The following is a 25385-nucleotide window of genomic DNA, read 5'->3' as shown; positions in this document are numbered from 1 at the left end:
GAAATTAATTTTTATATTTAAGTAAATAACTTGTTATGCAGGTTATTTACTATGATTTTGTTATAACAACATAATATAAATTATTATAATAAAGGAGAATTGTTATGGAAAATTTAATTGAATTATTAAAAGGTGTTAGAGACGATATTGATTTTAGAGAATGTGCTTCTCTAGTAGATGATGGAATTTTAGATTCATTTGATATTGTTGAAATTGTCAACTTGATTGGTGAGGAATATGATATTAAAATTCCTGCCATTGAAATAGTTCCTGAAAATTTTAATAGTGTAGATGCAATTTTGAATATGATACAGCGCTTACAGGAAAAATAAGTATTATAAAAATAAAAAATAACGTTCAATCAAACCAAGATTAAGTGCTCATAACTTCTAAAAAAATTCTATACTCTAAAAGGACTAATGCCAGAAATGTTCTAAAAAAAGCTTAGTAATTCGCAGTTACTAAGCTTTTCTTATTTATATTATATCGGAAATTTAGATAAAATAATCAATATAATAAATAAAATAATTGATTAACTTAAAAAATGAACACTAATCAAACTTTTAATTAAATTAGCTGCTTTATTTATATCAAAGAAACTTGCGTTTTCCTTATATAAATATTTGTATATATTATAGTAGGTATTTACTTTATCTACATATTTCTTAGTCTCTCCAAAAGGTATATAATCTATACACTTTCCATTTGAAGAATACTTTTCATTATCAAGCCAGGCTTTCACATTTGTTGGTCCTGCATTATAAGCTGCAATTGTCAAATCTAAATTCTTATCAAAACTATCGTTTAATTTTTTTAGATACCAGCATCCCATTTTTATATTATATTCTTCATTATATAAATCTTCTTTGGAAAATTTGCTGTATCCCATTTCCTTAGCTGCCCATTCTCCAGTTTCAACAGTAATTTGCATGAGTCCTACAGCATTTTTATGAGAACGTGCATCATCATCAAAATTACTTTCAGTTTTTATTACAGCCAGAACAAACAATGGATCCAGCTCATATTGAGAACTATATTTATCTACATATTCTTTATATTTATATGGAAAAAAGTTCTCTTTTATGAGATACCTGCATCCTACAATAATTGCTACAAAAATTACAATAAACCATATTAATTTACGTAGAATCTTTCTTCCAAAACTCATTATCTTCTCCTTAATTTAGGCGTACTTTAGAAATTAACAAAGAGTTTAACTTATTAATTTTATAAAATCTATCAAATCATAAACTTGCTTTTGTGTTGCAATTTCTTCTCCGTTGTTATCAATAATAATATTTGCAAATTCCTTCTTAGCTTCCATAGACATTTGAGCATTTATTCTAGTTACAACCTCAGATTTACTTAATTTATCTCTATTCATAACTCTTTGAATTTGTACTGAATTATCTACACACACTAAAATAATATAATCCATCTCACCCTGCATATTATTCTCAATTAAGGTTGGAGCATCTATTATTACTATCTTTTCACCTTTTTTTTCATATAATTTAATCTGATTTTCTAATTCCTTCTTAATGTATGGCATAATTATATTTTCATATTTTACTCTTTCCTTTGGAAATCTAAATATGTGATTTCCAAATTCTCTTCTTCTAAATTCTCCTCTCCAATCAAAAAAACCTGATCCAAATTGTGAACGAACTTGCTCTAAAATCTGATGATTTTTTTCTAAAACTTCCTTAGATATCATATCTGCATCAATAATTTTAAAGCCTTCACTCTTTAAAATACTACAAACGGTACTTTTTCCTGTGCCGATCCCACCTGTTAAACCTATCTTAATCATTTTTGTATATAAACTCCTTTTTAATGCATAATTTATTATTTTGCATCATACCATGTTTTTCCAAAATTCACATCTACATCTAGAGCTACTTTTAGTTTAATAGCATTTTCCATTTCTTCTGCAACTAACTTTTTAACCTCTTCAAATTCTTCTTTTTTAACATTTAATATAAGTTCATCATGAACTTGAAGAATCAATTCACTCTTTAAATTCTTTTCATTTAACTTATTATAAACATTAACCATTGCTAACTTAATTATATCTGCAGCACTTCCTTGAATTGGCGCATTCATTGCCAATCTATCTCCTAAAGCTTTTACTATTTTATTTGAAGCTTTTATTTCTGGAATAAATCTTCTTCTATTTAAAATTGTAAGTACATATCCTTTTTCTTGAGCTTCTTTAACTACATTTTCCAGATATTCTTTTATCTTCGGATATCTTTCTAAGTAAATTGACATATATTCTTCTGCTTCTTTTTTAGATATCTTTAAATCTTCTGCCAAACTAAATGCACTTATTCCATATACTATTCCAAAGTTAACAGCTTTTGCTCTACTTCTCATAAGAGAAGTCACCTCATCTATTGGTACTTTGAAAACCTCTGAAGCTGTCTTTGTATGAATATCACTATGATGTTCAAATGCATCTATCATATTTTCATCTCCAGCAATGTGTGCCAAAACTCTCAACTCAATTTGAGAATAGTCGCATGAAACAAGTATATCAGTTTCTTCCATAGGTATAAAAACTTTTCTTATTTCACGACCCATTTCATATTTTATTGGGATATTCTGCAAATTAGGTTCTGTACTTGATAATCTTCCTGTTGTAGTTACAGTTTGATTGAAGTTTGAATGAATACGTCCATCTTCATCAATTACATTTTTTAATCCTTCAACATAGGTTGAGTTAATTTTAGTAATCTGCCTATAATACATTATCTTTGGAATTATTTCATGTTTATCAATTAACTTTTCTAGAACCTCTTGATTAGTTGAATATCCTGTCTTAGTCTTCTTGAGCACTGGTAAATCCAATTTTTCAAAAAGTATTTTTCCTAATTGCTTTGGAGAACTTATATTAAATTCTTCTTCAGACAATTTGTATATTTCGTTTTGAGTTTCTTCTATTTCTTTCTTAAACTTAATCTGTAATTCATCTAGCATGCCTTTATTTATATTAAATCCAATGCTCTCCATAGATGAAAGTACATAAATAAGCGGATGCTCAACTTCATAATAAAGTTTATCCATATTTTCTTTATGAAGAGTTTCTTTTAATTCCTCATAAATTTCTGGCAAGTAACTAGAAAGAATTCCTTTTAGGTTCTCATCTTCGGTATTTGGATTATCACCAATGTAACGATTAACAAGTTCTAAAATTTCATATTTATTTTTAGATGAGTCTATTAAATAAGCTGCTATTGCTGTATCAAAATCAAAACCTTTAATTTCAATTTTATTCTTATTTAAATAAGTAACAAAGTTTTTTCCATCGTGAATAACTTTCTTAATATTTTCATCTTCCATTAACGTTCTTAAAACCTTTAATGCTTCATCTTTATTTTCAGAAATTATATCTTTAAAGTATATAATAATACCTTTATTATCTTCACCCAAAACCAAATATTCAAGTTCTAACTTAGAATATATAGAGGCATCACTTAAAGTATAATCTATATAAATTCTATTTTTCTTTTCTAAAAATAATTCCTTCATTTCTTTTATATTATGTATCTTTTTTATTTCAACCGTTGATTCTTCTGAGACCGTATCATCTTTAAACTTTGCTAAAATTGATTTCATTTCAAGTTTTATAAGCATTTTCTTTATTTCTGCTATGTTTTCCTTTTCCATTGAATTAATATCGTCTAATGTTAATTCAATTGGAACCTCTCTCATTATAGTAGCAAGTTTTTTGGAAAATATTGCTTGTTCAACATTGTTTTCTAAATTTTCCTTAAGTTTTTTACCTGGAATATTATCAATATTTTTCATGACTTCTTCAACAGAACCATATTCTTTAATTAGTTTAAACGCGGTTTTCTCTCCTACTCCAGGAACCCCTGGAATATTGTCAGATTTATCGCCCATAAGTCCTTTAACATCTATGAATTGAGTTGGAGTCACTTCAAATTCATCTATAAAAGTCTTACTATCATAAACTGCTGTTTCACTAACACCTTTTTTAGTTATAATAACTTTAGTACTATCAGATGCCAATTGAAGTGCATCCTTATCTCCTGTGACTATTGCCACTTCTGTAGCATTGTTTTCTGCAAACTTAGATACTGTACCAATTAAGTCATCTGCCTCAAAACCTTCTATTTCAAAAATCTTTATTCCCATAAGTTTAAATAAGTCTTTAATAATCGGAAATTGCTCTGCAAGTTCAGGCGGCATCTTATTTCTACCAGCTTTATATTCTGCATATTCCTTATGTCTAAAGGTTGGAGCCTTTAAATCAAAGGTAGCTATTATAGAATCTGGATTAATTTCATCCTTTATTTTAAATAACATATTTATAAAACCATAAATGGCATTAGTATTTATTCCGTCACTATTTGTAAGAGGAGGTAAGGCATAAAAAGCCCTATTCATAAGCGAATTGGAATCTAATATTAATAATTTTTTCATTGAAATCCTCCTAAAATATTTTTAATAATTTATTATATGTGTTTATTTAATTCAAACTTTTACCCTCATTATACTATATTGTGTAACTTAAAGTATATATAAGATGAAATTTAAATTTTATCAACAAAGCTTGGAATTTCAATACTATTATTTCCAAAATCTCCATTAGTATTCCTATATATTCTAATCAGAAATTCTTTGTCTATTAAAATTCATATCAAAACATAATACAGTGTTGTTTCAAAATATTATATTTTGAAACAGCACTGTACTATACATTTTCACTATTTTATTTTTTAGGTGTACTTCTTTTTACGTTTTCAGTATATGTCTTCAATTCATTACTAAGGCCATCAATTATATTATTATATTTTGCCTTAAAGTTACGCCTCGCCATATATCTTTGAACCCATAAGGATAAATAACCAAAAAACTTTTCTGTTGTTTGATTTTCTTCAAATTCTAATTTAGTTGTGCCATCTTTTTGACCTTTAAAATAATATGTTGATACACACGATGCATAGTTTGTTGAAGTTGTAATTTGATATTTTTCATTTTTGATATAATCTGTTATTTCAATTGTACATTCTATTGGTTTATCACCACCAGAAGTAATATTTTTTTGTATTTTACAACCTTTAGCATCTTCTTCATTAAAATCCGAGAAATCCTTCTTTGCATTCTTAATGAAAATATGAAATACATCTTCTAATGGATAATTTAATATCCCTGCTGCTTTCATTCTGTTTCCCCCTCAAATGAAACTAATTTACTATTTTATTTTCCTGCAAAATATTCTATACCTATTGCTTCTCGGACCTCTTTTAATGTATTAGCTGCTACTGCTCTAGCTTTATCACTACCATCCTTTAACATCTTATATACATAATCAAGATCCTTTTCAACTTCTAATCTTCTATTTCTTATTGGCTCCAATTCAGCTTGAAGAACTTCATTTAAATATTTTTTTACTTTAACATCCCCAAGACCACCGCGCTTGTAATGTTCTTTCATTTCTTCTACAGCATTTTTATCAGTAGCAAAAACATCTAAATACGTAAATACAGTATTTCCTTCTACTTGCCCTGGATCTTCAACCCTTATATGATTAGGATCTGTATACATTGACATAACTTTCTTCTTTATAGTATCTGCATCATCAGATAAGTATATACAATTTCCTATTGATTTACTCATTTTTGCTTTACCATCAGTACCTGGTAATCTTCCAGCATTTGAACTTGGAAGCACAGCTTCAGGCTCAACTAAAACTTCTCCATATAGAGAATTAAAACTTCTAACAATTTCTCTGGTTTGTTCAATCATAGGTAATTGATCTTCTCCAACTGGAACTGTATCAGCTTTAAAAGCTGTAATATCAGCCGCTTGGCTTACTGGATAAATAAGAAATCCTGCTGGAATGCTATTTTCAAAATTCTTTTGTTTTATTTCAGCTTTAACGGTTGGATTTCTTTCTAATCTTGATAAAGTAACCAAATTTAAATAATGCATTGTAAGTTCATTTAATTCTGGTATTTGTGACTGCACAAATATAATAGATTTGCTTGGATCAATTCCAACTGCTAAATAATCTAATGCTACTTCAGTTAAACTATTTCTTATTTTTTCAGGATTTCTCGCATTATCTGTCAAGGCTTGTTGATCTGCAATCATTATAAAGCTTTCATATAATCCTGATTCTTGAAGTGCAACTCTATTTTTCAAAGAACCTATATAATGTCCTATATGTAACTTTCCTGTTGGTCTATCTCCTGTTAGTATTATTTTTTTGCCCATTAAAACTCCACTCCTAAACTGTAAAGCAAATTAATACTATTGTCCTGCTTTACTTTCAACTACTTTATTGATAACTTCTACTCTTTCGTCCCCTAAGACATTAGCGATTTTTACTGACATAGCTTTTTCTTTATAAATCGAATCTCTGTTTGCATCTACAATCTTCATGATTCTTTCTTCCATCTTTTCATATGAAATTAAATCATCATTGTATGTATCTACAATATCCTTTAAACATGTTGCTAATTCTCTTGGGTTTCTATAAACTGCTCTCATCTCTAACTCCTTAATACTGAATATAATTTATCTTATGTCTAGCAATTCTATTACCTATTATCAATTCAATTGATATAGGAATAAAAATTCTACACCATAGATATACTTAACTAATTTTTAATAGAGTACATAACTCATAATAAAGCTGCACCTATGAAAAATTTTAATATTTTATTGTTCCTATTTTCTACAATTATAGTAAAATAGTTTCGTTTTATTATATCATTATATAAAGTAAAATTCCATATACCATAGATAAAAGACTATCTTAATTCCACTTTTAAGATAGCCTTTAAAATCCATTTTAAAATTATAATTCTCACATTTAATTAAGACTAATTGTAAAATCATTTGGAACTATCATTACAATACATTTAGCTCTCTTCACAACACTTGTTGTTACTGAACCAATAATTCTATTTAAACCTCTTTTGGTTGATTTCGTCATAACGATTACACCAATATTTTCTTCTTGAGCTTTTTTTATAATTTCATCTCCTGGATATCCAAAAGTAAAATACGTATCAACTTTACTATAATCTTTCATTTTTTCTTTAGCTGCTTCTAATATTTCTTCACCTAATTCTTGTGCAAATTTTATTTCATCTGCAACTATCATCTCATTAATTAATACTAATTCTTTAACATTCATTAACATGATTTCAATTGAATCATTGGGAAATATTTCTTTTACGAAATCTAAAGAATGCATGCTTCTTTCAGTTCCATCTATAGGTATTAATACTTTCCTCTTATTCATATATACTCCCCCTTCCAGTTTTATATTATATAGTATTCTACATAATGGGAGTAATATCCTCTTTTCTCTAAATTTAATATAAAAGATTTCTCAATTATAATTTATAATTAAATATATTAAGATATGATACGTTAATAAGGTACAACCAGCTCATCATAATTTGATGCTACAGTCATACCTTAATTTTATATTCATCTGCTATTCTATGATTTCTCCATTGGTTGAAATAGTTACTACCTGCCATGGAATCATCTTATCACAAGCTTTTAATGCATTCTTAACGGCATTTTCAATTCCTCCACAACAAGGAACTTCCATTCTCACTACAGTGACACTCTTGATATCATTCATTTTTAAAATTGCTGTAAGCTTTTCTGAATAATCTCCTTCATCAAGTTTTGGACAGCCTATTAATGTAATTCTATTTCTAATAAATTTATTATGAAAATCTCCATATGCATATGCTGTACAGTCAGCTGCAATAAGTAAATTTGCATTATTTAAATATGCTGCATTTGGTGACACAAGTTTAATTTGTACTGGCCATTGATTTAATTGAGATGTTACCTCTCCATTACTACTAACATCCTTTTTAACTTCCACTTTCTCACGATTAATTACTTTTCCCTGCATTCCTGGACATCCAAGATGAATTTTTCCATTGTTATTTGCTTCCATGTTTTTTACCTCCATTCTTCTCTTTTCCATATTTATTTTAACAGCTTCTTCGTCATAAGCTACCGCTTCACGTTCTTCAAATGTAATAGCCCCAACTGCACATGAAGGAAGGCAGTCTCCTAACCCATCACAATAATCATCACGAAGTAATTTAGCTTTTCCATCTATTATCCCTATTGCTCCTTCATGACATGCATTTGCACAAAGTCCACATCCATTACATTTTTCTTCATCTATTTTAATTACTCTTCTTATCATAAATCTCGTCCTCCTAAACCTCATTTATATTTTATTATATTTAAGTGATTTATTGATTTTAGTATACTTGAATTTAATTATATTTTCCGTTTCATTTGAAACAAATTAAATAATAATAAAAAAAGCATCAATAATGATACTTTTTTAATTCTGTCTTATAACAAAGTTAAGTTTTTCATGCTAAGATCAAGAATTTTAGCTGAATGAGTTAAAGCTCCTACTGATATGTAATCTACTCCTATATCAGCTATTTCTTTGACATTACCTAATTCTACATTCCCTGAAAACTCAATTAAAGCCCTTTTATTTATAAGCTTAACAGCCTCTTTTGCTGTGTCTAGCTTCATGTTGTCAAGCATAATTATATCAGCCTTAGCTTCAATAGCTTCTTTTACCATATCAAGATTTTCAACTTCAACTTCTATCTTTCTAACAAATGAAGAATTTTCTCTTGCCAGCATGACAGCCTTCTGTATTCCTCCAGCAGCACTGATATGATTATCCTTAAGCATAATTCCATCTGACAAATTGAATCTGTGATTACACCCTCCACCAACTTTTACTGAATATTTTTCTAAAGTTCTTAAATTTGGTGTTGTTTTTCTTGTATCTAATAATTTTGTATTTGTATCTTTTATTTCTTGAACAAATTTATTAGTTAAAGTAGCTATCCCACTCATTCTTTGAAGCAAATTTAGTGCTATTCTCTCACCCATTAATAAATTTCTAGTGCTGCCTTTTAATAATCCAATCTTCTCTTTAGGATATACACTTTCACCATCATGTTTACAAAATTTTATTTCTACATTTCCTAAAATATCAAATACTCTTTTGAACACATCTAGTCCTGCAATTATGCCCTCTTCTTTACATAATAATTCCACAGTAGCCATACTTTTTTCATCGATAATTGAGTTAGTTGTTATGTCTTCATTAGGAATATCCTCTAAAAGTGCAGTCTTTATTATTTTATCTACAACTAAGTAATTGATCATCTAATATTCCACCCTTTTCTTTTATAACTGCCTTAGCTAATTCTGTATTTTCTCTTAAAACTTTTTCTATTGATTTATTTAATTTATCCACAATAGAGACTTCAATCTCTAAGCTATCAACAATATTGTTAATAAAATTTGCAGCTCTTCTCGAAAATACAAGCCCTTCAAGCAATGAATTACTAGCAAGTCTATTTGCACCATGTATTCCAGTACAGCTTGTCTCACCAACTGCATATAAATTATTCATAGAAGTTCTAGAATTCAAATCCACTCTTATCCCACCCATAAAAAAGTGTTGGGCCGGAGAAACTTTAATATATTCTTTAGTAATATCAGTTCCTCTCTTTAAACATTCTCTATAAATAGTTGAAAATCTATTTTTTATAAAATCTTCGCCTAAGAATCTTATATCTAAATTTACATATGGAGTTTCAGTTTCTGCCATTTGTTCATATACTGCTTGAGAAACAACATCTCTTGGTAACAGCTCATTAACAAACCTTTCTCCATTAACATTTGTAAGAATCCCTCCTTCTCCCCTTAAAGACTCAGATATTAGAAATCTTCTTTGATTTGTTTCTTCCTCATAAAATGCTGTTGGATGTATTTGAATATAATTTACATCTTTTAATGATATATTATGCTTTACAGCCGCTACTATTCCATCTCCTGTTAATATCCTTTGATTTGTTGAGTTATTATATAATCCACCAATACCACCTGTCGCAAGAACCACAGCTTTTGCATAAACATTTATCTGCTCATTTTCTTTTAAAAGTACTGCTCCAATACAGCGTTCTTCCTTTTCTATAATATCTATAAAAAAAGTTTCCTCATAAATCTTTATATTATCTTTTTGTTTAACATTTTTAATCAGAATCTTTGCTGTACTCTCCCCAGTATTATCTTTTGTATGAACGATTCTATTTATAGAATGTGCTCCCTCTTTTGTGTAATTTAAACTTCCATCTTCATTTCTATCAAATTCAATTCCCATCTCTATTAACTTATCTATATTCACCCTAGATTCCAAAGCTAAAACCTTAACTGCTTCTAAATCATTTTTATACTTTCCTGCCCTTAAAGTATCTTCAATATATATCGGAATATCTTTTTCATCTCTTGCAACAGATATTCCTCCTTGGGCTAAATAAGTATTACTGCAATCAATCTTGCCTTTGCATACCACTAAAACATTTAAATCACTTCTCAAATTTAATGCACAATAAAGACCTGATACCCCTGAACCAACTATTAATACATCAACAAATCTATTCACTTATAATCGCCTAACTTTCTTAAGGTTCTACAGAACCTAATTTATGCATATTTTCTAAGGATTTTAGAGCCTTTAATCTAATCTCCTCATCTAAAGTTATTTCATTATTCATATTTAATAGTGCATCATAGAGATTTTCAAGGGTTGTCATCTTCATGTCTTGACAGCATATCTTATCCCCTGGGATAAAAAAGTTTTTAGTGGGATTTTTCTTTTTAAGTTCATGTAAAATACCTTCTTCGGTTCCTATAATGAATTTACTTCCTTTATCTTTGGTTGCATAATCTATTATTCCACTCGTACTTCCAACATAATCAGCCATATCTCTAATTTCTTTTGGACATTCTGGATGAACTAAAACTTTTGCTTCTTTATGTTCCTCTTTTACCTTTAATATATCTTTCTTGCTTATTTTATTATGACACCTACAAAATCCATCCCACAAGATAAACTCTTTTTCTGGAAAAAATTCAGAAATATATTCTCCCAAATTTTTATCTGGTAAAAACATTATTTGCTTGCTCTGAATATTTTTTAATATTTTTAACGCACTTGAAGATGTTACTGCTACATCACAGTGCGCTTTAACGTTATATGTTGAATTAATATAGCATACAACAAATGCTTCTGGATATTTTTCTTTTAATTCTAATAAAGCTTTTCCACTTGCCATATCTGCCATAGAACAGCCAGCACTAGGGCAAGGCATCAAAATTCTTTTATTAGGTGATAATATTTTTGCACTTTCTGCCATAAATCTTACTCCACAAAACATTACCACCTCTTCACTGCAATCTCTCGCAACTTCACTTAAGTAATAAGAATCTCCAACATAATCTGCCAACTCTTGAATAATTCCTGGTTGATAATAATGAGCCAAAATAATTGCATTTTTTTCTTTCTTTAATCTTAATATTTCTTCTGATAAATCACTCGTCATTTTACACCTCTTCTTAATATTTATTACACGTGTATATACACATAATTATATCATACAAAATCTCATCTTCAACTTATTGAGAAAATTATTATTACTATTGCTGTAAAAAACAAAAAACTATCTCCAAAATTAATTAGAGATAGTCTTTTTACTAAACTTATTCTATTTTAAATTTTCTGTCATATTACTTAATTGATCTACAACAAATACTGAATCTTGAATAGTTGCTGAAACGGCTTCCATTGCTCTAGATTGCTCCTTAGTTGTATCTAAAGTTATCTTTGCATTTTTTACAGTTCCATCAACTGATTCTTTTATTTTATTTGTTAAATCAGAAATACTTTTTGCTGTTTCCTTTGAAGTCTCTGCTAAATTTTTTATTTCTGTTGCAACAACAGAAAATCCTTTTCCAACTTCTCCTGCCTTGGCAGCTTCAATCGATGCATTAAGACCTAACATCTTAGTTTGAGCTGCTATATTCTTTATTGCATCAAGTATGTTATTAATTTGTTCTGTTATTTCTCCGACATGACTAATTTCACTATTTAATTCCTCTTGTTGTGATGAAATATTATTTGCTGAAGCTGAAAGTTCTTCTATTGTTGCAGATACTTGCATAAAATTATTGGATAATTTTTTTGATATTAAGTCTAATTCAAGACCATTAAATCCATTTTTAGCTAAGGCATTTACTACAATATGTAATACGCTTGCTCCTTTTTCTATATGCTTTAAATCAACTACACTAACTTCTCTTGAAGCCCCTACAAGTCCATTTCCATCCACATCAATTTCTCTAGCAATTTGAAGAACATTACTTTCTTTAGGACTTTCAGTCACCATTTGTCCTCCTAAAACTGTACCAATTAATTTTCCTTCTACAATAATTGGCGCAGCAAAATCAACAAGCCCAGCGTGACATGGTCCTATATATGGTTTACCTGTTCTAGCAGCTTCTTCTCCCATTCTCTTATGAGATGCTGCACATCTATCATCACCTTTTTTAGTTGTATGTATAAATCCATCACAAAATCTTGTATAAGAACTTGGTTTTGTTACTGGAGTCCCATCTTTATCTACAGTTACACTGGCACAATTCATTGCAAAAGCAAAATCATCTTGAAATTTTTGCAGTAGATCAATATCAATTATATCCTTTATTTCCAATGCATCCATATCCAACGTATTGCCATCTAATATTCTTATCATAACACTCTACCCCTTTTCATTCATATAATAAAAAACATTCTAAAAAACTTTATACACTCTACATTCTCATAGTTTATTATCGAGTTTTATTAATCTATCTTAATATATTTAAATGAAATATGCTAAAATTTTCACTTAAAATAAAAGATTAGGTATTGACATGATCTTTTAATAATTGTATTATTGTATTAACAACTTAGTACAATAATGCAATAATACAATTTATATAATTTAAGGAGTGAGATTATGTCATGGAATTTTAGTGATGATAGGCCAATTTATATGCAGCTTATGGAACAAATTCAGCTCAGAATTGTTTCAGGCATATATAAGGCTGGTGAAAAATTACCATCTGTAAGAGATATGGCAGGTGACGCAGCTGTTAATCCAAATACAATGCAAAAAGCATTAACAGAATTAGAGCGTACTGGATTAGTATTTAGTCAAAGAACAAGTGGTAGATTTATAACGGAGGATATTGAAATGATTAAAGATATTAGAAATAATTTGGCTCAAGAACAAATTGAAAAATTTCTATATAACATGAGAAAAATCGGTTATACAAACCAAGAAACAATAGAACTTATTACAATTATATCCAAGGAGATGAAATAATGAATAATGATTACAATAAAATATTGCATGATTCTAATGAAGCTAATACCAATATTTCTAATGAAAATTTCAGCATGGATAATAGCCCTATTTTAGAATGTAGAAATTTAATAAAGACATATTCTAATAAAGAAGCATTAAAAGGTATAGATTTAACAATTAATCGTGGCAGAATTGTTGGTCTTTTAGGACCTAATGGAAGTGGAAAAAGTACACTAATAAAAATTGCAAATGGCTTGTTAACTCCATCAAGCGGAGAAATCCTTATAGCTGGAAATAAGCCTGGAATTGAAACAAAAAAAATTGTATCATATCTTCCTGAAAGAACTTATTTAAATGATTGGATGAAAGTTTCTGATATAATAAATTTCTTCCAAGATTTTTATGATAACTTTAACTCAGAAAAAGCATATAGCATGCTTGAAAAATTAAATATTAATCCTAACGATAAACTAAAAACTATGTCAAAAGGTACTAAAGAAAAAGTTCAACTTATTTTAGTCATGAGCAGAGAAGCAGATCTTTACTTACTAGACGAACCTATAGCTGGTGTTGACCCTGCTGCTAGAGATTACATTTTAAATACAATAATATCTAACTACAATGAAAATGCTACAATTATTATTTGTACACATTTAATTTCAGATATAGAAAGAATATTAGATGATGTTGTATTTATATCTTATGGAAAAATATTCTTAAGCAAAAGTGTTGATGAAATTCGAGAAAATGAAGGAAAGAGTGTTGATGCTCTATTTAGGGAGGTTTTTAGATGTTAGGAAAATTAATGAAATATGAAATAAAAGCAACTGGTAGAACCCTTATTCCACTTTACATTGCATTATTAGTATTGGCTACTATAATTAAATTCTTTATAGGTACTGGTTTATCAGAAAAACTCGAAGGTTGGGGGGCACTACCTTTTATTTTAAGCATATTTGCCTACGGCTGTACTATGGCTGCAGTTGTTATAGTAACTCTATTTATAATCATACAAAGATTTTATAAGAACTTACTTGGAGATGAAGGATATTTAATGAACACACTGCCTGTAAGTACAACAACTAATATCGCAAGCAAGCTTTCAATTGCAGTTTTTTGGAATATAATTGGTGGTTTAGTTGCAATACTTTCAATTATTATAATGGCATTTAATCCTACTGTTTTTGGTGACTTCTTCTCTGAAATTTCTAAAGCTTTTTCTGAAATTTCTGCTGAAATTGGAGTACATGTATTTGCATTTATTGTTGAATTTATTGTTCTAGCTTTATTATCAATGTCATCATCAATTGCTATGATTTACTCTTCTATATCAATTGGGCACTTATTTAGCAAACACAGAATATTGTTATCCTTTTGTGCTTTTATAGCTTTAAGTATCATCTCTGGAATAATTACACAACTTTTAGGAACAGCTGCCTCATATACAAACTTAAGTACACTATTGCATAATATACATTCACCTTACCCAGTTCATATGATGTTATTGCTTGGCATTCTATATAATTTACTTTTCTTAATTGCTTATTTTATAATACCTAACTATATATTAAAAAATAAATTAAATTTAGAATAAATTCACTGCCTTCATTAGAACTAATTATTAATTTTGTTTAATGAAGGCATAATTTTTAATAAATGCTTTACTAAATCAACAGCATATACATGAACTTTCTCCTTTGAGCTTTAGTGACTAATTGACAATTTATAATTGAACATTAATAATTAGAATGGATATTGGACAAGTATATTAAATATAAAGCATATACGCAGATATAATAATAGGGCGGTGAAATAAATAATAATGACAATTCTAATTGTTTTAGTAGTACTTATGGCCTTTGTACTGCTTTCATATTACATTGGAAGAAAAGTGAAATTTGCAATTGAAGGAATTGGAATAGATATTAATGATAGAATTAAACATATAGTCTATTGGATAATCTATTGGAGTATTGCATTATCCTTCATTTTTAGCAATATACTTCGTGGTATTTCATCAACAGATAATTTTATCACAGAGACTTCAAAAATAATTGGTGCAATTTATCTTGGGTTCTTTTTCTACTCAATTCTAATATTGCCTCTTGTGGATTTATTAAAATTCATTATTAAAAAAATAAATTTTAAAATCACAATAAAGAAAAGATTAAAAAAAATATATTGTAATGGAATTTCAGTATTTATAACAATTTTAATTATCCTCACATTTGGTGCTTGGAATTGTCAGCATAAAGTTGTAACAAATTACAAAGTGAATATAAACAAAAATGCTGGAAGTCTTAATTCCTTAAATGTAGTTATGCTGTCTGATGTTCACATTGGTATAGGAGTAAGAAAGAATGGAATTTCTCAAATGGTTAACTCAATAAATGCATTAAAGCCTGACGTTGTAGTATTTTGCGGAGATATATTTGATGATAGTACTACTACTGAATTAAAAGAATACTCAAGAGATGAATTTAAAAACATAAAATCAAAATATGGAGTTTATGCCATTACAGGAAATCATGAATATGGAGCTGGTAATTTAACAGATACTATCACCTATTTCGAAGATGCTAATATTAAATACTTACAGGACCAATCGATAAAAATTGCTGATAGTTTTTACATAATTGGACGAAGTGATCAAGGACAAGGTGGAAATTCTGGACATAATAATACAGCTCCTCTTAATGAAATATTAAAAGATACTGATAAATCTCTTCCTATGATAGTCTTAAATCATAGACCAGATAAATTAGAAGAAGCAGAGGCTGAAAATATAGATTTACAACTTTCAGGTCACACACATAAAGGACAACTCTTCCCTGGTAATCTGATAATTAATGCAATATATGAAGATGCTTATGGTCTTCTAAAAAAAGATAACTTCAATTTAATTGTCAGTTCAGGTTACGGCACTTGGGGACCTCCTATAAGAACTGGAAGCAATAGTGAAATTGTGAAGATAACTATTAACTTTAATAAACCATAACCAAATTTATATTAAAAATTTGAATATTAAATTATCTATAAAAAATAAAAGAGCATAACGCTCTTTTATTTTTTATAGATAGTATTGCTTTTTATCTTATTTAAATACATGTACAATCAATGATATGAAAACCATCATTGTTCCATAAATCTTGATAAAAATTCACGAGTACGTGTATGCTTTGGATTATTAAATATAACTTGTGGTATATCATCTTCAATTATGACCCCTTTTTCCATAAATACTGTCCTAGTTGAAACATCTCTAGCAAATGCCATTTCATGAGTAACTATAATCATTGTCATACCTTCTTTAGCAAGTTCACGCATAACTGCTAAAACTTCTCCAACCATTTCAGGGTCTAATGCACTTGTTGGCTCATCGAATAATAACACTTCTGGTTCCATAGCTAATGCACGAGCAATAGCTACACGCTGTTTTTGTCCTCCTGAAAGTTGATGAGGCTTAGCATTAATGTAAGGTGCCATACCTACTTTTTCTAGATATTTCAATGAAATGTTCTTTGCATATTCCTTATCCTTTTTTAATACCTTGGTAACTCCAATCATACAATTTTCAATTACATTCATATTGTTAAAAAGATTAAATTGTTGAAATACCATCCCAACTTTTGCTCTATAACTAGTTATTTCCTTACGTTTATTTAATATATTTTCTTTATCATGTAATATTTCCCCTGAAGTAGGAGTTTCCAACATATTTATACACCTAAGAAGGGTTGATTTACCAGATCCTGACGAACCAATAATGCAAACTACATCGCCTTGTTTAATTTTAAAATCAATGTCTTTTAACACTTGATTACTTCCAAAAGCTTTTCCTAAATGATTAACTTCTAAGATAGGAGTTACATTATCAAATTTTTTTAAAGCTTCCATTATTGTTTTCCTCCCTTCACTTTTATAATAGAACTATTTTCTGTTATTTCTCCTGACATATAATCACTTTTAACTAACTTATAATTATCTGGACCATCCATTTTCTTTTCTATAAAACGTAATATTCTAGAAACAGTAAGATTCATGACAAAATAAATCAAACATATTATAAAGAACACTTCAAAGTACTTGTAATATGTACCAATTGCAGATTTACCTGAAAAGAATAATTCTGTTACAGATATTACATTTAATACGGATGTATCTTTAATATTTATAATTAAGTTATTACCTATTTGTGGCATAATATTACGCAATGTTTGTGGAAGCACGATATACAACATGGTTTGAAAATGTGTCATTCCAATTGCCTTTGCACCTTCAGTCTGCCCAATATCAATGGAAGCAATTCCACCACGCACAGTTTCTGCCATATATGCACCTGTATTAATAGACACAACTAATAATCCTGCAGATAATGGAGACATATCAATATTAAAGACTTCCATAGCACCATAATATATCACCATAGCTTGCACTATCATTGGTGTACCTCTAAAGAATTCTACATAAGCAGATAATATCAAATGTAAACACTTTAATAGGGCTTTCTTTATTGTATTATCCTCTGGGCTCACTTCAATAGTCCGTACAATTCCCACAAAAAAACCGATAATACATCCTGCTACAGTACCAATTATTGCAATTAAAAGTGTATATAATGCTCCTTGTAGAAACAATCCTCCATATTGCTGTAATATAAACCATACCCACTGAAAAAAACCTTCTGGTAAATTTGATGTCATACTATTTTCCACCTCACAAAAATATTTTACTACTGTAAAAATACAAAAAGGAGGCTAATCAAAAAACCTCCTTATTATTTTACTGCTACTTTGATAATGGTTGATTTTTTATAGCCTGTTCCATCATTTTGTTACGATCATCTTCTGATATTTCTGAAATAGCCTTATTAATCTTATCTGTCAATTCCTTATTTCCTTTTTTAATTGCAATACCGATATTTACATCTTCATCAGAAGCCTTAAATCCCTTGTCTCCTTCTGGAGTAATCATAACTAAATCTGGATTTGAATAAACTGCAGCCATTGCTGTTGGCTTATCCATAGTAACAACATTTACTTTACCTGAAGACAAAGCAACTATAAGTGAAGGTACAGTATCCATAGCAGGTTGAATCTTAGCATCTGGAATTTGCTTTAACATATCATACCAAACTGTACTTAACTGTGATGTACAAATAGCGCCCTTTAAATCAGCAACACTTTTAGCATTTTCATATGAAGTTCCTTTCTTAGTAAGTGCTACTATATTAGCTTTATAATATGGATCTGAAAAGTCTACACTTTGCATACGTTCTTTTGTAATACTCATCTGTGCAATTGCAACGTCTATTTTACCAGTGCTTACACCAGGAATTAATCCATCAAAGTCCATTTTATGAACTTCTAATTTATACCCAATTTTATCTGCAATCTTTTGAGCAATCATTAAATCATACCCATTTGCATATTCATTGGTCCCATTAATCTGAACTGCATTATTTGAATTATCAGTTTGAGTCCAGTTAAATGGTGCAGATGCCCCTTCTGTTCCCACACGTAGGACTTTGTCATCTCCTGTCTTTTTAGCGCCACAACCACTTAATGCTAAAATAGTTGCAACACATAAAGTTACTGCAATTATTTTTCTTATTTTTTTCATAATATAGTCCCCTTTCAATATTCAATTGCTAAAAAAACAAGCCAACCTCTTTAATAAAGCTGACCACATTGTCAATAACAATTATTTCTATACTGAATTATACCCTCCGCCTATATCATTGTCAATTAAAAAGCTTTTCGTTTATTTTTTAAACATTTTATTACCATTCCACCAATTTCATTAACAATCTATCAATAAAATAGCATTTCTGTTAAATTAACTAAAATCACTTTTTTTAATTTTTATATTAAAATATTATAAAACATTGACTTATTTTTGATTTTATTAGATAATTATATAAATCAATAGTTAGATAACTAAGATAGAGGCGCGAAATTTAAGAGTAATATTATTTTATTACAAGCAAACCGATGTAATACGAAAGGAAATTTCGCCGAAGTAAATAGTAAATTGCTTTAATACTATTTGCTGGGCTTATGTAGAATATGCATAAGACTGTCACAAATTATTTTGTGGAGAGCTATTTTCAATGGAAATATTACGATATAACGCATTTATTTTTTTATATGCAATTTTCGTATTTATGTCATGAAGGTGCTTTCATGGCATTTTTTTATTGTTTAAATCTTTGTATTATCTTAGTTGCTTACTTATAAAATTTTTATTATAAGGAGAGTAAATAGAATAATGGATGAAAAGAATAACGAGTTAAAAAGAGGTCTAAAAGCAAGACATTTAAACATGATTGCTCTAGGCGGTTCCATTGGTACAGGAATTTTCGTTGCAATGGGAGACACTTTAAATCAAGCAGGACCTGGTGGTGCACTACTCGCATATGGTCTAATCGGAATTATGGTATATTTTTTAATAACTAGTTTAGGTGAAATGGCAACACATATGCCAATCTCTGGTTCCTTCAGTACTTATGCTACCAAATTTATAGATCCAGCTCTTGGCTTTGCACTTGGTTGGAACTACTGGTATAACTGGGCTATAACAGTTGCAGCAGAAATGGTTGCTGGATCATTAATTATGAAATACTGGTTTCCAAATGTTAGTGGATTTGTTTGGAGTATAATGTTTCTAATTATAATAGTTGGTTTAAATATTCTATCATCAAAAGCATATGGTGAATCAGAATACTGGTTTGCAGGAATTAAAGTTGTTACAGTTATTGTATTTTTAATTATCGGTATTTTAATGATAGTTGGTATAATGGGTGGAAGTGAAATTGGATTTCATAACTATGTTGTTGAAGATGGTCCTTTCCACGGCGGTATAAAATCAATTTTTGCTATATTTTTAATTGCTGGTTTTTCATTTCAAGGAACTGAACTTATAGGTGTTGCTGCAGGTGAAAGTGAAAATCCTGAAAAAACAATTCCTAAGGCAATTAAATCTATATTTTGGAGAATATTAATATTTTATTTAGGAACAATTATAATCTTAGGCGCAATAATACCATTTACTGAAGCAAGCGTTGATACAAGCCCATTCACAATGGTATTTGAGAGAGCTGGTGTAGCTGGTGCTGCATCTTTAATGAATGCTATTATATTAACTTCTGTATTATCTGCTGGTAATTCAGGTATGTATGCTTCAACTAGAATGCTTTTTTCAATGGCTAAAGAAGGTATGGCTCCAAAGCTTTTTGCTAAGACTAATAAGCGTGGTGTTCCAATAAATGCATTAATATTAACAACTATAGTTGCTTCTGCTTGTTTCTTAACTGGAATTTTTGCTGAAAGTACAGTTTATGTATGGATTGTTGCAGCATCTGGACTTGCTGGCTTCATAGCTTGGGTTGGTATTGCTGTTTGTCACTATAGATTTAGAAAAGCATTTATTCATCAAGGTAAAGATTTAGGTACATTGAAATATAAAGCTATGTGGTATCCTTTTGGTCCTATATTAGCATTATTAATGTGTATAATTATAATCGTTGGACAAGGTTATTCATGTATAAAACCTGACGGAGTAGATTGGCAAGGGTTAATTGCTTCTTATATAGGAATCCCTCTATTTGTTGGTTTATATGCATGGTATAAAATTAAGTATAAAACTAAAGTTATTCCTTTAGACGAAGTTGATTTATCTTATAATGATAATACTTCTGCTTCTGATAACTCTAGCAAGGAAGTAAATGATGAAACTCTTTTATCTAACACATCATTTGATCTAAACTAACTTATTAATTAAAAAAGCGTAAGGTACTCTAGTAAAGTTACCTTACGCTTTTTCTTTATATAACAATTATCAAGTTCTAAGAGTATAGATATCCAATTTAATAATCAAACTTATAAATGGAATATGCATGCATTATCGAGAAATTATAATCGTAACACTACACTAGAAATCCGATACATTTTTTCTGGAGCAGGCATGTGAAATTGAGCTGATGAAGGTTCTTAATGGGAGCTTGTTCCATTTTAGCATGTCCAAAAGTGAATGTCCAAAAAGTAAGTGTCCAAATTTTATATTTGGAAACACGAACTTTCTCACTGGAGCTTTTATATTTGGAAACATGAACTTTCTCCTTGGGGATTTTACATCTGGAACACGCTAAAATGGTGATAAGCTCCAGTTTAGAACCTTCCAGTGAAAATTTCACTAGTCCTGCAGAAGACAAATGTATTGGATTTCGGTAAGTTACCACATAAGTCTAATTCTTGCGTTTGATATCTATATTTCTTTCCAAATTGACAATTGTCAATTTTATTAATCTATTCATTAATTATATATGGTACAGTAACTATTGTTACATTTCTCATCTTTAATATAGATCTTCTTAACAAAATTGATGTTTGATTATGTAGTGCTTGGTGCCACCACTTATGTATAATAAATTGAGGCATTACTATTGTGATTACTTCATGTTTTTTCAATTGTCTATGTTTTTCTTCTACATAGGCAAGTAATTTTTCATTAACATTTCTATATGGCGCATTTTCTATTACAAGTTGTGCTGCTATTCCTAATTTAGAGTATTTTTCTATTAATTTTTTTGTTGCTTCTTCATCTGTACTAACATGATAAACTTCTATGTTATCTCCAAAGGTTAAAGCAAAATTCAAACTTTTAATAAATGATTTATTTATAGTCTGAACTGGCACAATAACATGCTTAGTTACTGCTTCCCTTACAATTAAACTTTCTAATCCTGTTTCAATTTTTAAATTCTCTCTTACTTTTGTATAATGCCTTCTAACTCTCAACATTCCTGTAACAAGTATTGGTATACAAACCAGTACAATCCATGCACCATGAGTGAATTTTTCAACACCTATAATTATACAAGTTGCTGCTGTAACAGCTGCTCCTAATCCATTAATAAATGCTTTATGTCTCCAGCCCTTTTCTTTACTTTTAGTCCATTTCTTAAGCATTCCAAATTGAGATAATGTAAATGATATAAATACACCTACTGCATATAATGATAGTAATATATGTGTACTACCATTAGCAATATAAACTAACAATGAAGCAAGCAAAAATAATAATACAATCCCATTTGAAAAGCTTAATCTCGTTCCCCTTTTTCCAAGCTGTCTTGGAACATATCCGTCTTTGGCCAAAATTGATAATAATAAAGGCAAATCTGAAAATGCAGTATTAGCTGCAAGAGTAAGAATAACGGCAGTAGTAGCTTGTACAACAAAGAACATTATATTACCTGGTCCAAAAACCTGCATAGCAATTTGTGCTATTACTGTTATATCTTCCCCTGGCACTGCTTTATACATTGTAGAAAGATATGATATTCCACCAAATATTCCAAAAACAATACATGCCAATGTACCTAATACTATTTTTGCATTTTTTTGAGCTGGATTTTTGAAATTTGGTATTCCATCACTTACAGCTTCAATACCAGTTAGAGCTGTACATCCAGAAGAAAATGCTTTTAAAAATAGTAATATTGTTAAATCTCCAGTAGCTTGCTTAATTGGATATACTGGCATTGGATTTTCTTTTAATACTAAAACCTTAAATATTCCTGTTATTATCATTACTATAATCGAAAAAATAAATAAATATGTTGGTATACCAAATAATTTAGAAGAATCTCTTATTCCTCTTAAATTGCCAAGTGTTATTAAACCTATTACAATAACTGCTATTATTGCTTGATATGGTAATAATTGTGGTATCGCAGATGTTATTGCTGCTGCACCTGCACAAGTACTAACTGCAACTGTTAGCAAATAATCTATTATCAGTGATGATGCTGCCACTAATCCTGGAATCTTTCCAATATTTTGACTTGCAACAATATACGACCCTCCCCCATGAGGAAAGTTATCAATTATTTGTCTATAAGAAAATACAATTATAGCTAATAAAACTGTGATAGCAATTGCAATTTCTATCATTGACCCGTATGCACGCGCTCCTAGCACTGGTATGAGTACCAATAATATTTCTTCACTAGCATAAGCTACTGATGAAATAGCATCACTTGACAATATTGGTAATCCCCAAAGAACATTGAACTTCTCTTCTGCTAGTTCAGTCGTCTTAAGAGCTCTTCCAATCAAGAATGATTGAATTTTTTTGAACATAATTATTCCTCCACTATAGAAAATAATATATTACAGAAATAATTTTTATTTTCTAAAATATATATTTTTTTAAAAAATTATACAACATTATATAATAAAAGACTTTAATCTTTTATTATATAATGTTGCAATACAACTGATTATATCTCCATATTTTAATAATGTAAATATATTTATTTTTTATCAATACGTTTTCACGACATCTTTTTCATTATATTTTTTTCGACACGGTTTAACTTAATTATTTTTCCATATTTCTCCAACAATATAACACGAACCTTTAACTATATCAAAATATATGTTAAAGGTTCAGTATATTTAATTTAAATTTTTATTTTAAAAACATTTCAATATCGTCTTCTACAGTTGTAATTCCACCAATTCCAAAGTTTTCAACTAAAACATTAGCAACATTTGGTGAAAGGAATGCTGGAAGTGTTGGTCCTAAGTGAATATTCTTTACTCCTAAGTGTAATAGTGATAATAAAACTATTACTGCTTTTTGTTCATACCATGCAATATTAAATGCTATTGGTAATTCGTTTATATCTTCAAGTTCAAATACTTCTTTTAGTTTTAATGCAATTACTGCTAATGAATAAGAATCATTACATTGTCCTGCATCTAAAACTCTAGGAATTCCACCGATATCTCCTAAATCTAATTTGTTATATTTATATTTTGCACAACCTGCAGTTAATATAACTGTATCTTTTGGAAGTGCTGCAGCAAAATCTGTGTAGTATGATCTTGACTTTTGTCTACCATCACAACCTGCCATTACAAAGAATTTCTTTATTGCTCCTGTTTTAACAGCATCAACTACCTTATCAGCTAATGCTAATACTTGATTATGAGCAAATCCACCAACGATTTCTCCTTCTTCAATTTGAGTTGGAGCAGCACATTTCTTAGCTTGTTCTATAATTGCAGAGAAATCTTTCTTTCCATTTTCATCTGCTGAAATATGAGTACATCCTTCATAGCCTGATGCACCAGTAGTGTATAATCTTCCTTTATAGCTATCCTTTGGAGGAACTATACAGTTTGTTGTCATAAGTATTGGTCCATTGAAGCTTTCAAATTCTTCTGGTTGTTTCCACCAAGCATTTCCGTAGTTACCTACTAAATGTGAATATTTCTTTAATTGTGGATAATAGTGAGCTGGTAACATTTCAGAGTGAGTATAAATATCTACTCCTGTTCCTTCTGTTTGAACTAATAATTGTTCTAAATCTTTTAAGTCATGTCCTGAAATTAATATTCCTGGGTTTGTACCAACACCAATATTAACTTTTGTTACTTCTGGGTTACCATAACTTTCTGTATTAGCTTTATCTAGTAAAGCCATTCCATCAACACCAACTTTTCCTGTTTCTAAAGTTAATGCAATGTATTCATCTATAGTTACATTGTTATCAGCAGTTAATGATAATGCTTTTTGCATAAATGCGCATATATTTTCATCTTCATATCCTAATGCATTAGCATGTTTCATGTATGCAGATAATCCTTTTAATCCATATGTAATAAGTTCTCTTAAACTTCTAATATCTTCATTTTCAGTAGCAAGTACTCCCACTGTTTCTGCTTTAACTTCCATATCCTCTCTAGTTTCAGCAGTATATAAAGCAGCTCCACTTAAGTTTTCTTTATTATTTAATTTTGCTAATAATTCTTCTTTTAATCTTAAAGTTTCTTTTACTCTTCCATAAAATACTTCTTTATCAAAGTTAGCATTAGTTATAGTTGTGAAAAGATTCATTGTAACTGTAGTATTAATTTCTCCAGATACAGTAACTCCTTGTTCTCTAGCTCTAGTTGCAACTTCTGATAAGCCTCTAGTTGTATATATTAATAAATCTTGCATTTTTGCTAAATCTGGAGTCTTACCACATACTCCTCTTACAGTACAGCCTGTACATCCTGCTGCTTCTTGACATTGAAAACAAAACATTTTATTATCCATCTTAATTTCTCCTTTACAAATAAATTA

Annotated in this window: 23 protein-coding genes and 1 riboswitch; of the genes, 6 read left to right on the top strand and 17 right to left on the bottom strand. The window is 29.3% G+C overall.

Annotation, left to right across the window (positions count from 1 at the left end; genetic code table 11):
• The first annotated feature begins 104 nt into the window (after nt 1-104).
• On the top strand, nt 105-332 hold the full coding sequence (locus CSPA_RS04325) for an acyl carrier protein (RefSeq protein WP_015390987.1): 228 nt from the start codon (nt 105-107) through the stop codon (nt 330-332).
• Nucleotides 333-532: 200 nt separating this feature from the next.
• On the opposite strand, the gene CSPA_RS04320 is transcribed toward CSPA_RS04325, so the two are convergent.
• The 12 genes from CSPA_RS04320 to CSPA_RS04265 form a co-directional block, all read right to left on the bottom strand.
• Nucleotides 533-1168, bottom strand: a complete 636-nt coding sequence (locus CSPA_RS04320; protein WP_015390986.1) for a lytic transglycosylase domain-containing protein — start codon at nt 1166-1168, stop codon at nt 533-535.
• Between the two features lie 45 nt (nt 1169-1213).
• Nucleotides 1214-1813 (bottom strand): dephospho-CoA kinase, encoded by a 600-nt coding sequence (coaE, locus tag CSPA_RS04315; protein WP_015390985.1) that lies wholly within the window; start codon nt 1811-1813, stop codon nt 1214-1216.
• A 35-nt stretch (nt 1814-1848) separates the two neighbouring features.
• Nucleotides 1849-4452, bottom strand: a complete 2604-nt coding sequence (polA, locus tag CSPA_RS04310) for a DNA polymerase I (RefSeq protein WP_015390984.1) — start codon at nt 4450-4452, stop codon at nt 1849-1851.
• Nucleotides 4453-4741: 289 nt separating this feature from the next.
• A complete protein-coding gene (locus CSPA_RS04305) occupies nt 4742-5194 on the bottom strand; it encodes a DUF3284 domain-containing protein (RefSeq protein ID WP_015390983.1) in 453 nt (150 codons plus the stop codon).
• Between the two features lie 35 nt (nt 5195-5229).
• A complete protein-coding gene (trpS, locus tag CSPA_RS04300) occupies nt 5230-6249 on the bottom strand; it encodes a tryptophan--tRNA ligase (RefSeq protein ID WP_015390982.1) in 1020 nt (339 codons plus the stop codon).
• Nucleotides 6250-6285: 36 nt separating this feature from the next.
• Nucleotides 6286-6525, bottom strand: a complete 240-nt coding sequence (locus tag CSPA_RS04295) for a TIGR04540 family protein (protein WP_015390981.1) — start codon at nt 6523-6525, stop codon at nt 6286-6288.
• Nucleotides 6526-6850: 325 nt separating this feature from the next.
• Nucleotides 6851-7285, bottom strand: coding sequence for a universal stress protein (locus tag CSPA_RS04290; protein ID WP_015390980.1), 435 nt, complete (start codon nt 7283-7285; stop codon nt 6851-6853).
• Nucleotides 7286-7483: 198 nt separating this feature from the next.
• A complete protein-coding gene (locus CSPA_RS04285; RefSeq protein WP_015390979.1) occupies nt 7484-8221 on the bottom strand; it encodes an ATP-binding protein in 738 nt (245 codons plus the stop codon).
• Between the two features lie 155 nt (nt 8222-8376).
• The gene (gene nadC / locus CSPA_RS04280; protein ID WP_026106448.1) at nt 8377-9213 is read right to left on the bottom strand and encodes a carboxylating nicotinate-nucleotide diphosphorylase; all 837 of its coding nucleotides are present in this window, start codon (nt 9211-9213) and stop codon (nt 8377-8379) included.
• Nucleotides 9191-10498, bottom strand: a complete 1308-nt coding sequence (locus CSPA_RS04275) for an L-aspartate oxidase (protein ID WP_015390977.1) — start codon at nt 10496-10498, stop codon at nt 9191-9193. The genes nadC and CSPA_RS04275 overlap by 23 nt, the downstream gene beginning before the upstream one ends.
• A 19-nt stretch (nt 10499-10517) precedes the next feature.
• Nucleotides 10518-11438, bottom strand: coding sequence for a quinolinate synthase NadA (nadA, locus tag CSPA_RS04270; protein ID WP_015390976.1), 921 nt, complete (start codon nt 11436-11438; stop codon nt 10518-10520).
• 162 nt (nt 11439-11600) lie between these two features.
• Entirely contained in the window at nt 11601-12647 is a 1047-nt protein-coding gene (locus CSPA_RS04265; RefSeq protein WP_015390975.1) for a PocR ligand-binding domain-containing protein, read from the bottom strand.
• Nucleotides 12648-12893: 246 nt separating this feature from the next.
• Here CSPA_RS04265 and CSPA_RS04260 point away from each other — a divergent pair, with 246 nt between their 5' ends.
• The 4 genes from CSPA_RS04260 (at nt 12894) to CSPA_RS04245 (ending at nt 16242) form a co-directional block, all read left to right on the top strand.
• A complete protein-coding gene (locus CSPA_RS04260; protein WP_015390974.1) occupies nt 12894-13262 on the top strand; it encodes a GntR family transcriptional regulator in 369 nt (122 codons plus the stop codon).
• A 74-nt stretch (nt 13263-13336) separates the two neighbouring features.
• Complete coding sequence (locus CSPA_RS04255; RefSeq protein ID WP_026106449.1) at nt 13337-14041, top strand: ABC transporter ATP-binding protein; 705 nt, start codon at nt 13337-13339, stop codon at nt 14039-14041.
• A complete protein-coding gene (locus CSPA_RS04250; RefSeq protein ID WP_015390972.1) occupies nt 14035-14838 on the top strand; it encodes a hypothetical protein in 804 nt (267 codons plus the stop codon). Before CSPA_RS04255 ends, CSPA_RS04250 begins: the two co-directional genes overlap by 7 nt.
• A gap of 228 nt (nt 14839-15066) precedes the next feature.
• Nucleotides 15067-16242 (top strand): metallophosphoesterase, encoded by a 1176-nt coding sequence (locus CSPA_RS04245; protein ID WP_015390971.1) that lies wholly within the window; start codon nt 15067-15069, stop codon nt 16240-16242.
• Nucleotides 16243-16376: 134 nt separating this feature from the next.
• On the opposite strand, the gene CSPA_RS04240 is transcribed toward CSPA_RS04245, so the two are convergent.
• The 3 genes from CSPA_RS04240 to CSPA_RS04230 form a co-directional block, all read right to left on the bottom strand.
• Nucleotides 16377-17141: an amino acid ABC transporter ATP-binding protein gene (locus CSPA_RS04240; RefSeq protein WP_015390970.1), complete on the bottom strand. Its 765-nt coding sequence runs from the start codon at nt 17139-17141 to the stop codon at nt 16377-16379.
• The gene (locus CSPA_RS04235) at nt 17141-17947 is read right to left on the bottom strand and encodes an amino acid ABC transporter permease (protein WP_015390969.1); all 807 of its coding nucleotides are present in this window, start codon (nt 17945-17947) and stop codon (nt 17141-17143) included. Before CSPA_RS04235 ends, CSPA_RS04240 begins: the two co-directional genes overlap by 1 nt.
• 85 nt (nt 17948-18032) lie before the next feature.
• Entirely contained in the window at nt 18033-18866 is an 834-nt protein-coding gene (locus CSPA_RS04230; protein WP_015390968.1) for a transporter substrate-binding domain-containing protein, read from the bottom strand.
• Between the two features lie 315 nt (nt 18867-19181).
• Nucleotides 19182-19358, top strand: a riboswitch (Lysine riboswitch).
• Between the two features lie 156 nt (nt 19359-19514).
• On the opposite strand from CSPA_RS04230, the gene CSPA_RS04225 reads away from it, so the two are divergent.
• Nucleotides 19515-21014 carry an amino acid permease gene (locus tag CSPA_RS04225; RefSeq protein WP_015390967.1) on the top strand — a complete coding sequence of 500 codons (1500 nt, stop codon included), beginning with the start codon at nt 19515-19517 and terminating at the stop codon, nt 21012-21014.
• A gap of 536 nt (nt 21015-21550) precedes the next feature.
• On the opposite strand, the gene CSPA_RS04220 is transcribed toward CSPA_RS04225, so the two are convergent.
• Complete coding sequence (locus CSPA_RS04220) at nt 21551-23389, bottom strand: APC family permease (RefSeq protein ID WP_015390966.1); 1839 nt, start codon at nt 23387-23389, stop codon at nt 21551-21553.
• A gap of 331 nt (nt 23390-23720) precedes the next feature.
• Nucleotides 23721-25358 (bottom strand): hydroxylamine reductase, encoded by a 1638-nt coding sequence (hcp, locus tag CSPA_RS04215; protein WP_015390965.1) that lies wholly within the window; start codon nt 25356-25358, stop codon nt 23721-23723.
• Nucleotides 25359-25385: the final 27 nt, after the last annotated feature.

The sequence above is a fragment of the Clostridium saccharoperbutylacetonicum N1-4(HMT) genome (assembly GCF_000340885.1).
Taxonomy (GTDB): Bacteria; Bacillota; Clostridia; order Clostridiales; family Clostridiaceae; genus Clostridium; species Clostridium saccharoperbutylacetonicum.
This window is presented reverse-complemented; position numbering and strand designations above follow the sequence as displayed.

Bases quoted from the DNA above. Each gene is read 5' to 3' on its own strand.
- CSPA_RS04230 (WP_015390968.1), bottom strand. From the start codon at position 18,866: ATGAAAAAAATAAGAAAAATAATTGCAGTAACTTTATGTGTTGCAACT.
- CSPA_RS04260 (WP_015390974.1), top strand. From the start codon at position 12,894: ATGTCATGGAATTTTAGTGATGATAGGCCAATTTATATGCAGCTTATG.
- polA (WP_015390984.1), bottom strand. From the start codon at position 4,452: ATGAAAAAATTATTAATATTAGATTCCAATTCGCTTATGAATAGGGCT.
- CSPA_RS04245 (WP_015390971.1), top strand. From the start codon at position 15,067: ATGACAATTCTAATTGTTTTAGTAGTACTTATGGCCTTTGTACTGCTT.
- CSPA_RS04325 (WP_015390987.1), top strand. From the start codon at position 105: ATGGAAAATTTAATTGAATTATTAAAAGGTGTTAGAGACGATATTGAT.
- CSPA_RS04235 (WP_015390969.1), bottom strand. From the start codon at position 17,947: ATGACATCAAATTTACCAGAAGGTTTTTTTCAGTGGGTATGGTTTATA.
- coaE (WP_015390985.1), bottom strand. From the start codon at position 1,813: ATGATTAAGATAGGTTTAACAGGTGGGATCGGCACAGGAAAAAGTACC.
- trpS (WP_015390982.1), bottom strand. From the start codon at position 6,249: ATGGGCAAAAAAATAATACTAACAGGAGATAGACCAACAGGAAAGTTA.
- CSPA_RS04240 (WP_015390970.1), bottom strand. From the start codon at position 17,141: ATGGAAGCTTTAAAAAAATTTGATAATGTAACTCCTATCTTAGAAGTT.
- hcp (WP_015390965.1), bottom strand. From the start codon at position 25,358: ATGGATAATAAAATGTTTTGTTTTCAATGTCAAGAAGCAGCAGGATGT.
- nadA (WP_015390976.1), bottom strand. From the start codon at position 11,438: ATGACGAGTGATTTATCAGAAGAAATATTAAGATTAAAGAAAGAAAAA.
- CSPA_RS04220 (WP_015390966.1), bottom strand. From the start codon at position 23,389: ATGTTCAAAAAAATTCAATCATTCTTGATTGGAAGAGCTCTTAAGACG.
- CSPA_RS04295 (WP_015390981.1), bottom strand. From the start codon at position 6,525: ATGAGAGCAGTTTATAGAAACCCAAGAGAATTAGCAACATGTTTAAAG.
- CSPA_RS04320 (WP_015390986.1), bottom strand. From the start codon at position 1,168: ATGAGTTTTGGAAGAAAGATTCTACGTAAATTAATATGGTTTATTGTA.
- CSPA_RS04225 (WP_015390967.1), top strand. From the start codon at position 19,515: ATGGATGAAAAGAATAACGAGTTAAAAAGAGGTCTAAAAGCAAGACAT.
- CSPA_RS04250 (WP_015390972.1), top strand. From the start codon at position 14,035: ATGTTAGGAAAATTAATGAAATATGAAATAAAAGCAACTGGTAGAACC.
- CSPA_RS04290 (WP_015390980.1), bottom strand. From the start codon at position 7,285: ATGAATAAGAGGAAAGTATTAATACCTATAGATGGAACTGAAAGAAGC.
- CSPA_RS04265 (WP_015390975.1), bottom strand. From the start codon at position 12,647: ATGATAAGAATATTAGATGGCAATACGTTGGATATGGATGCATTGGAA.
- CSPA_RS04285 (WP_015390979.1), bottom strand. From the start codon at position 8,221: ATGATAAGAAGAGTAATTAAAATAGATGAAGAAAAATGTAATGGATGT.
- CSPA_RS04255 (WP_026106449.1), top strand. From the start codon at position 13,337: ATGGATAATAGCCCTATTTTAGAATGTAGAAATTTAATAAAGACATAT.
- CSPA_RS04305 (WP_015390983.1), bottom strand. From the start codon at position 5,194: ATGAAAGCAGCAGGGATATTAAATTATCCATTAGAAGATGTATTTCAT.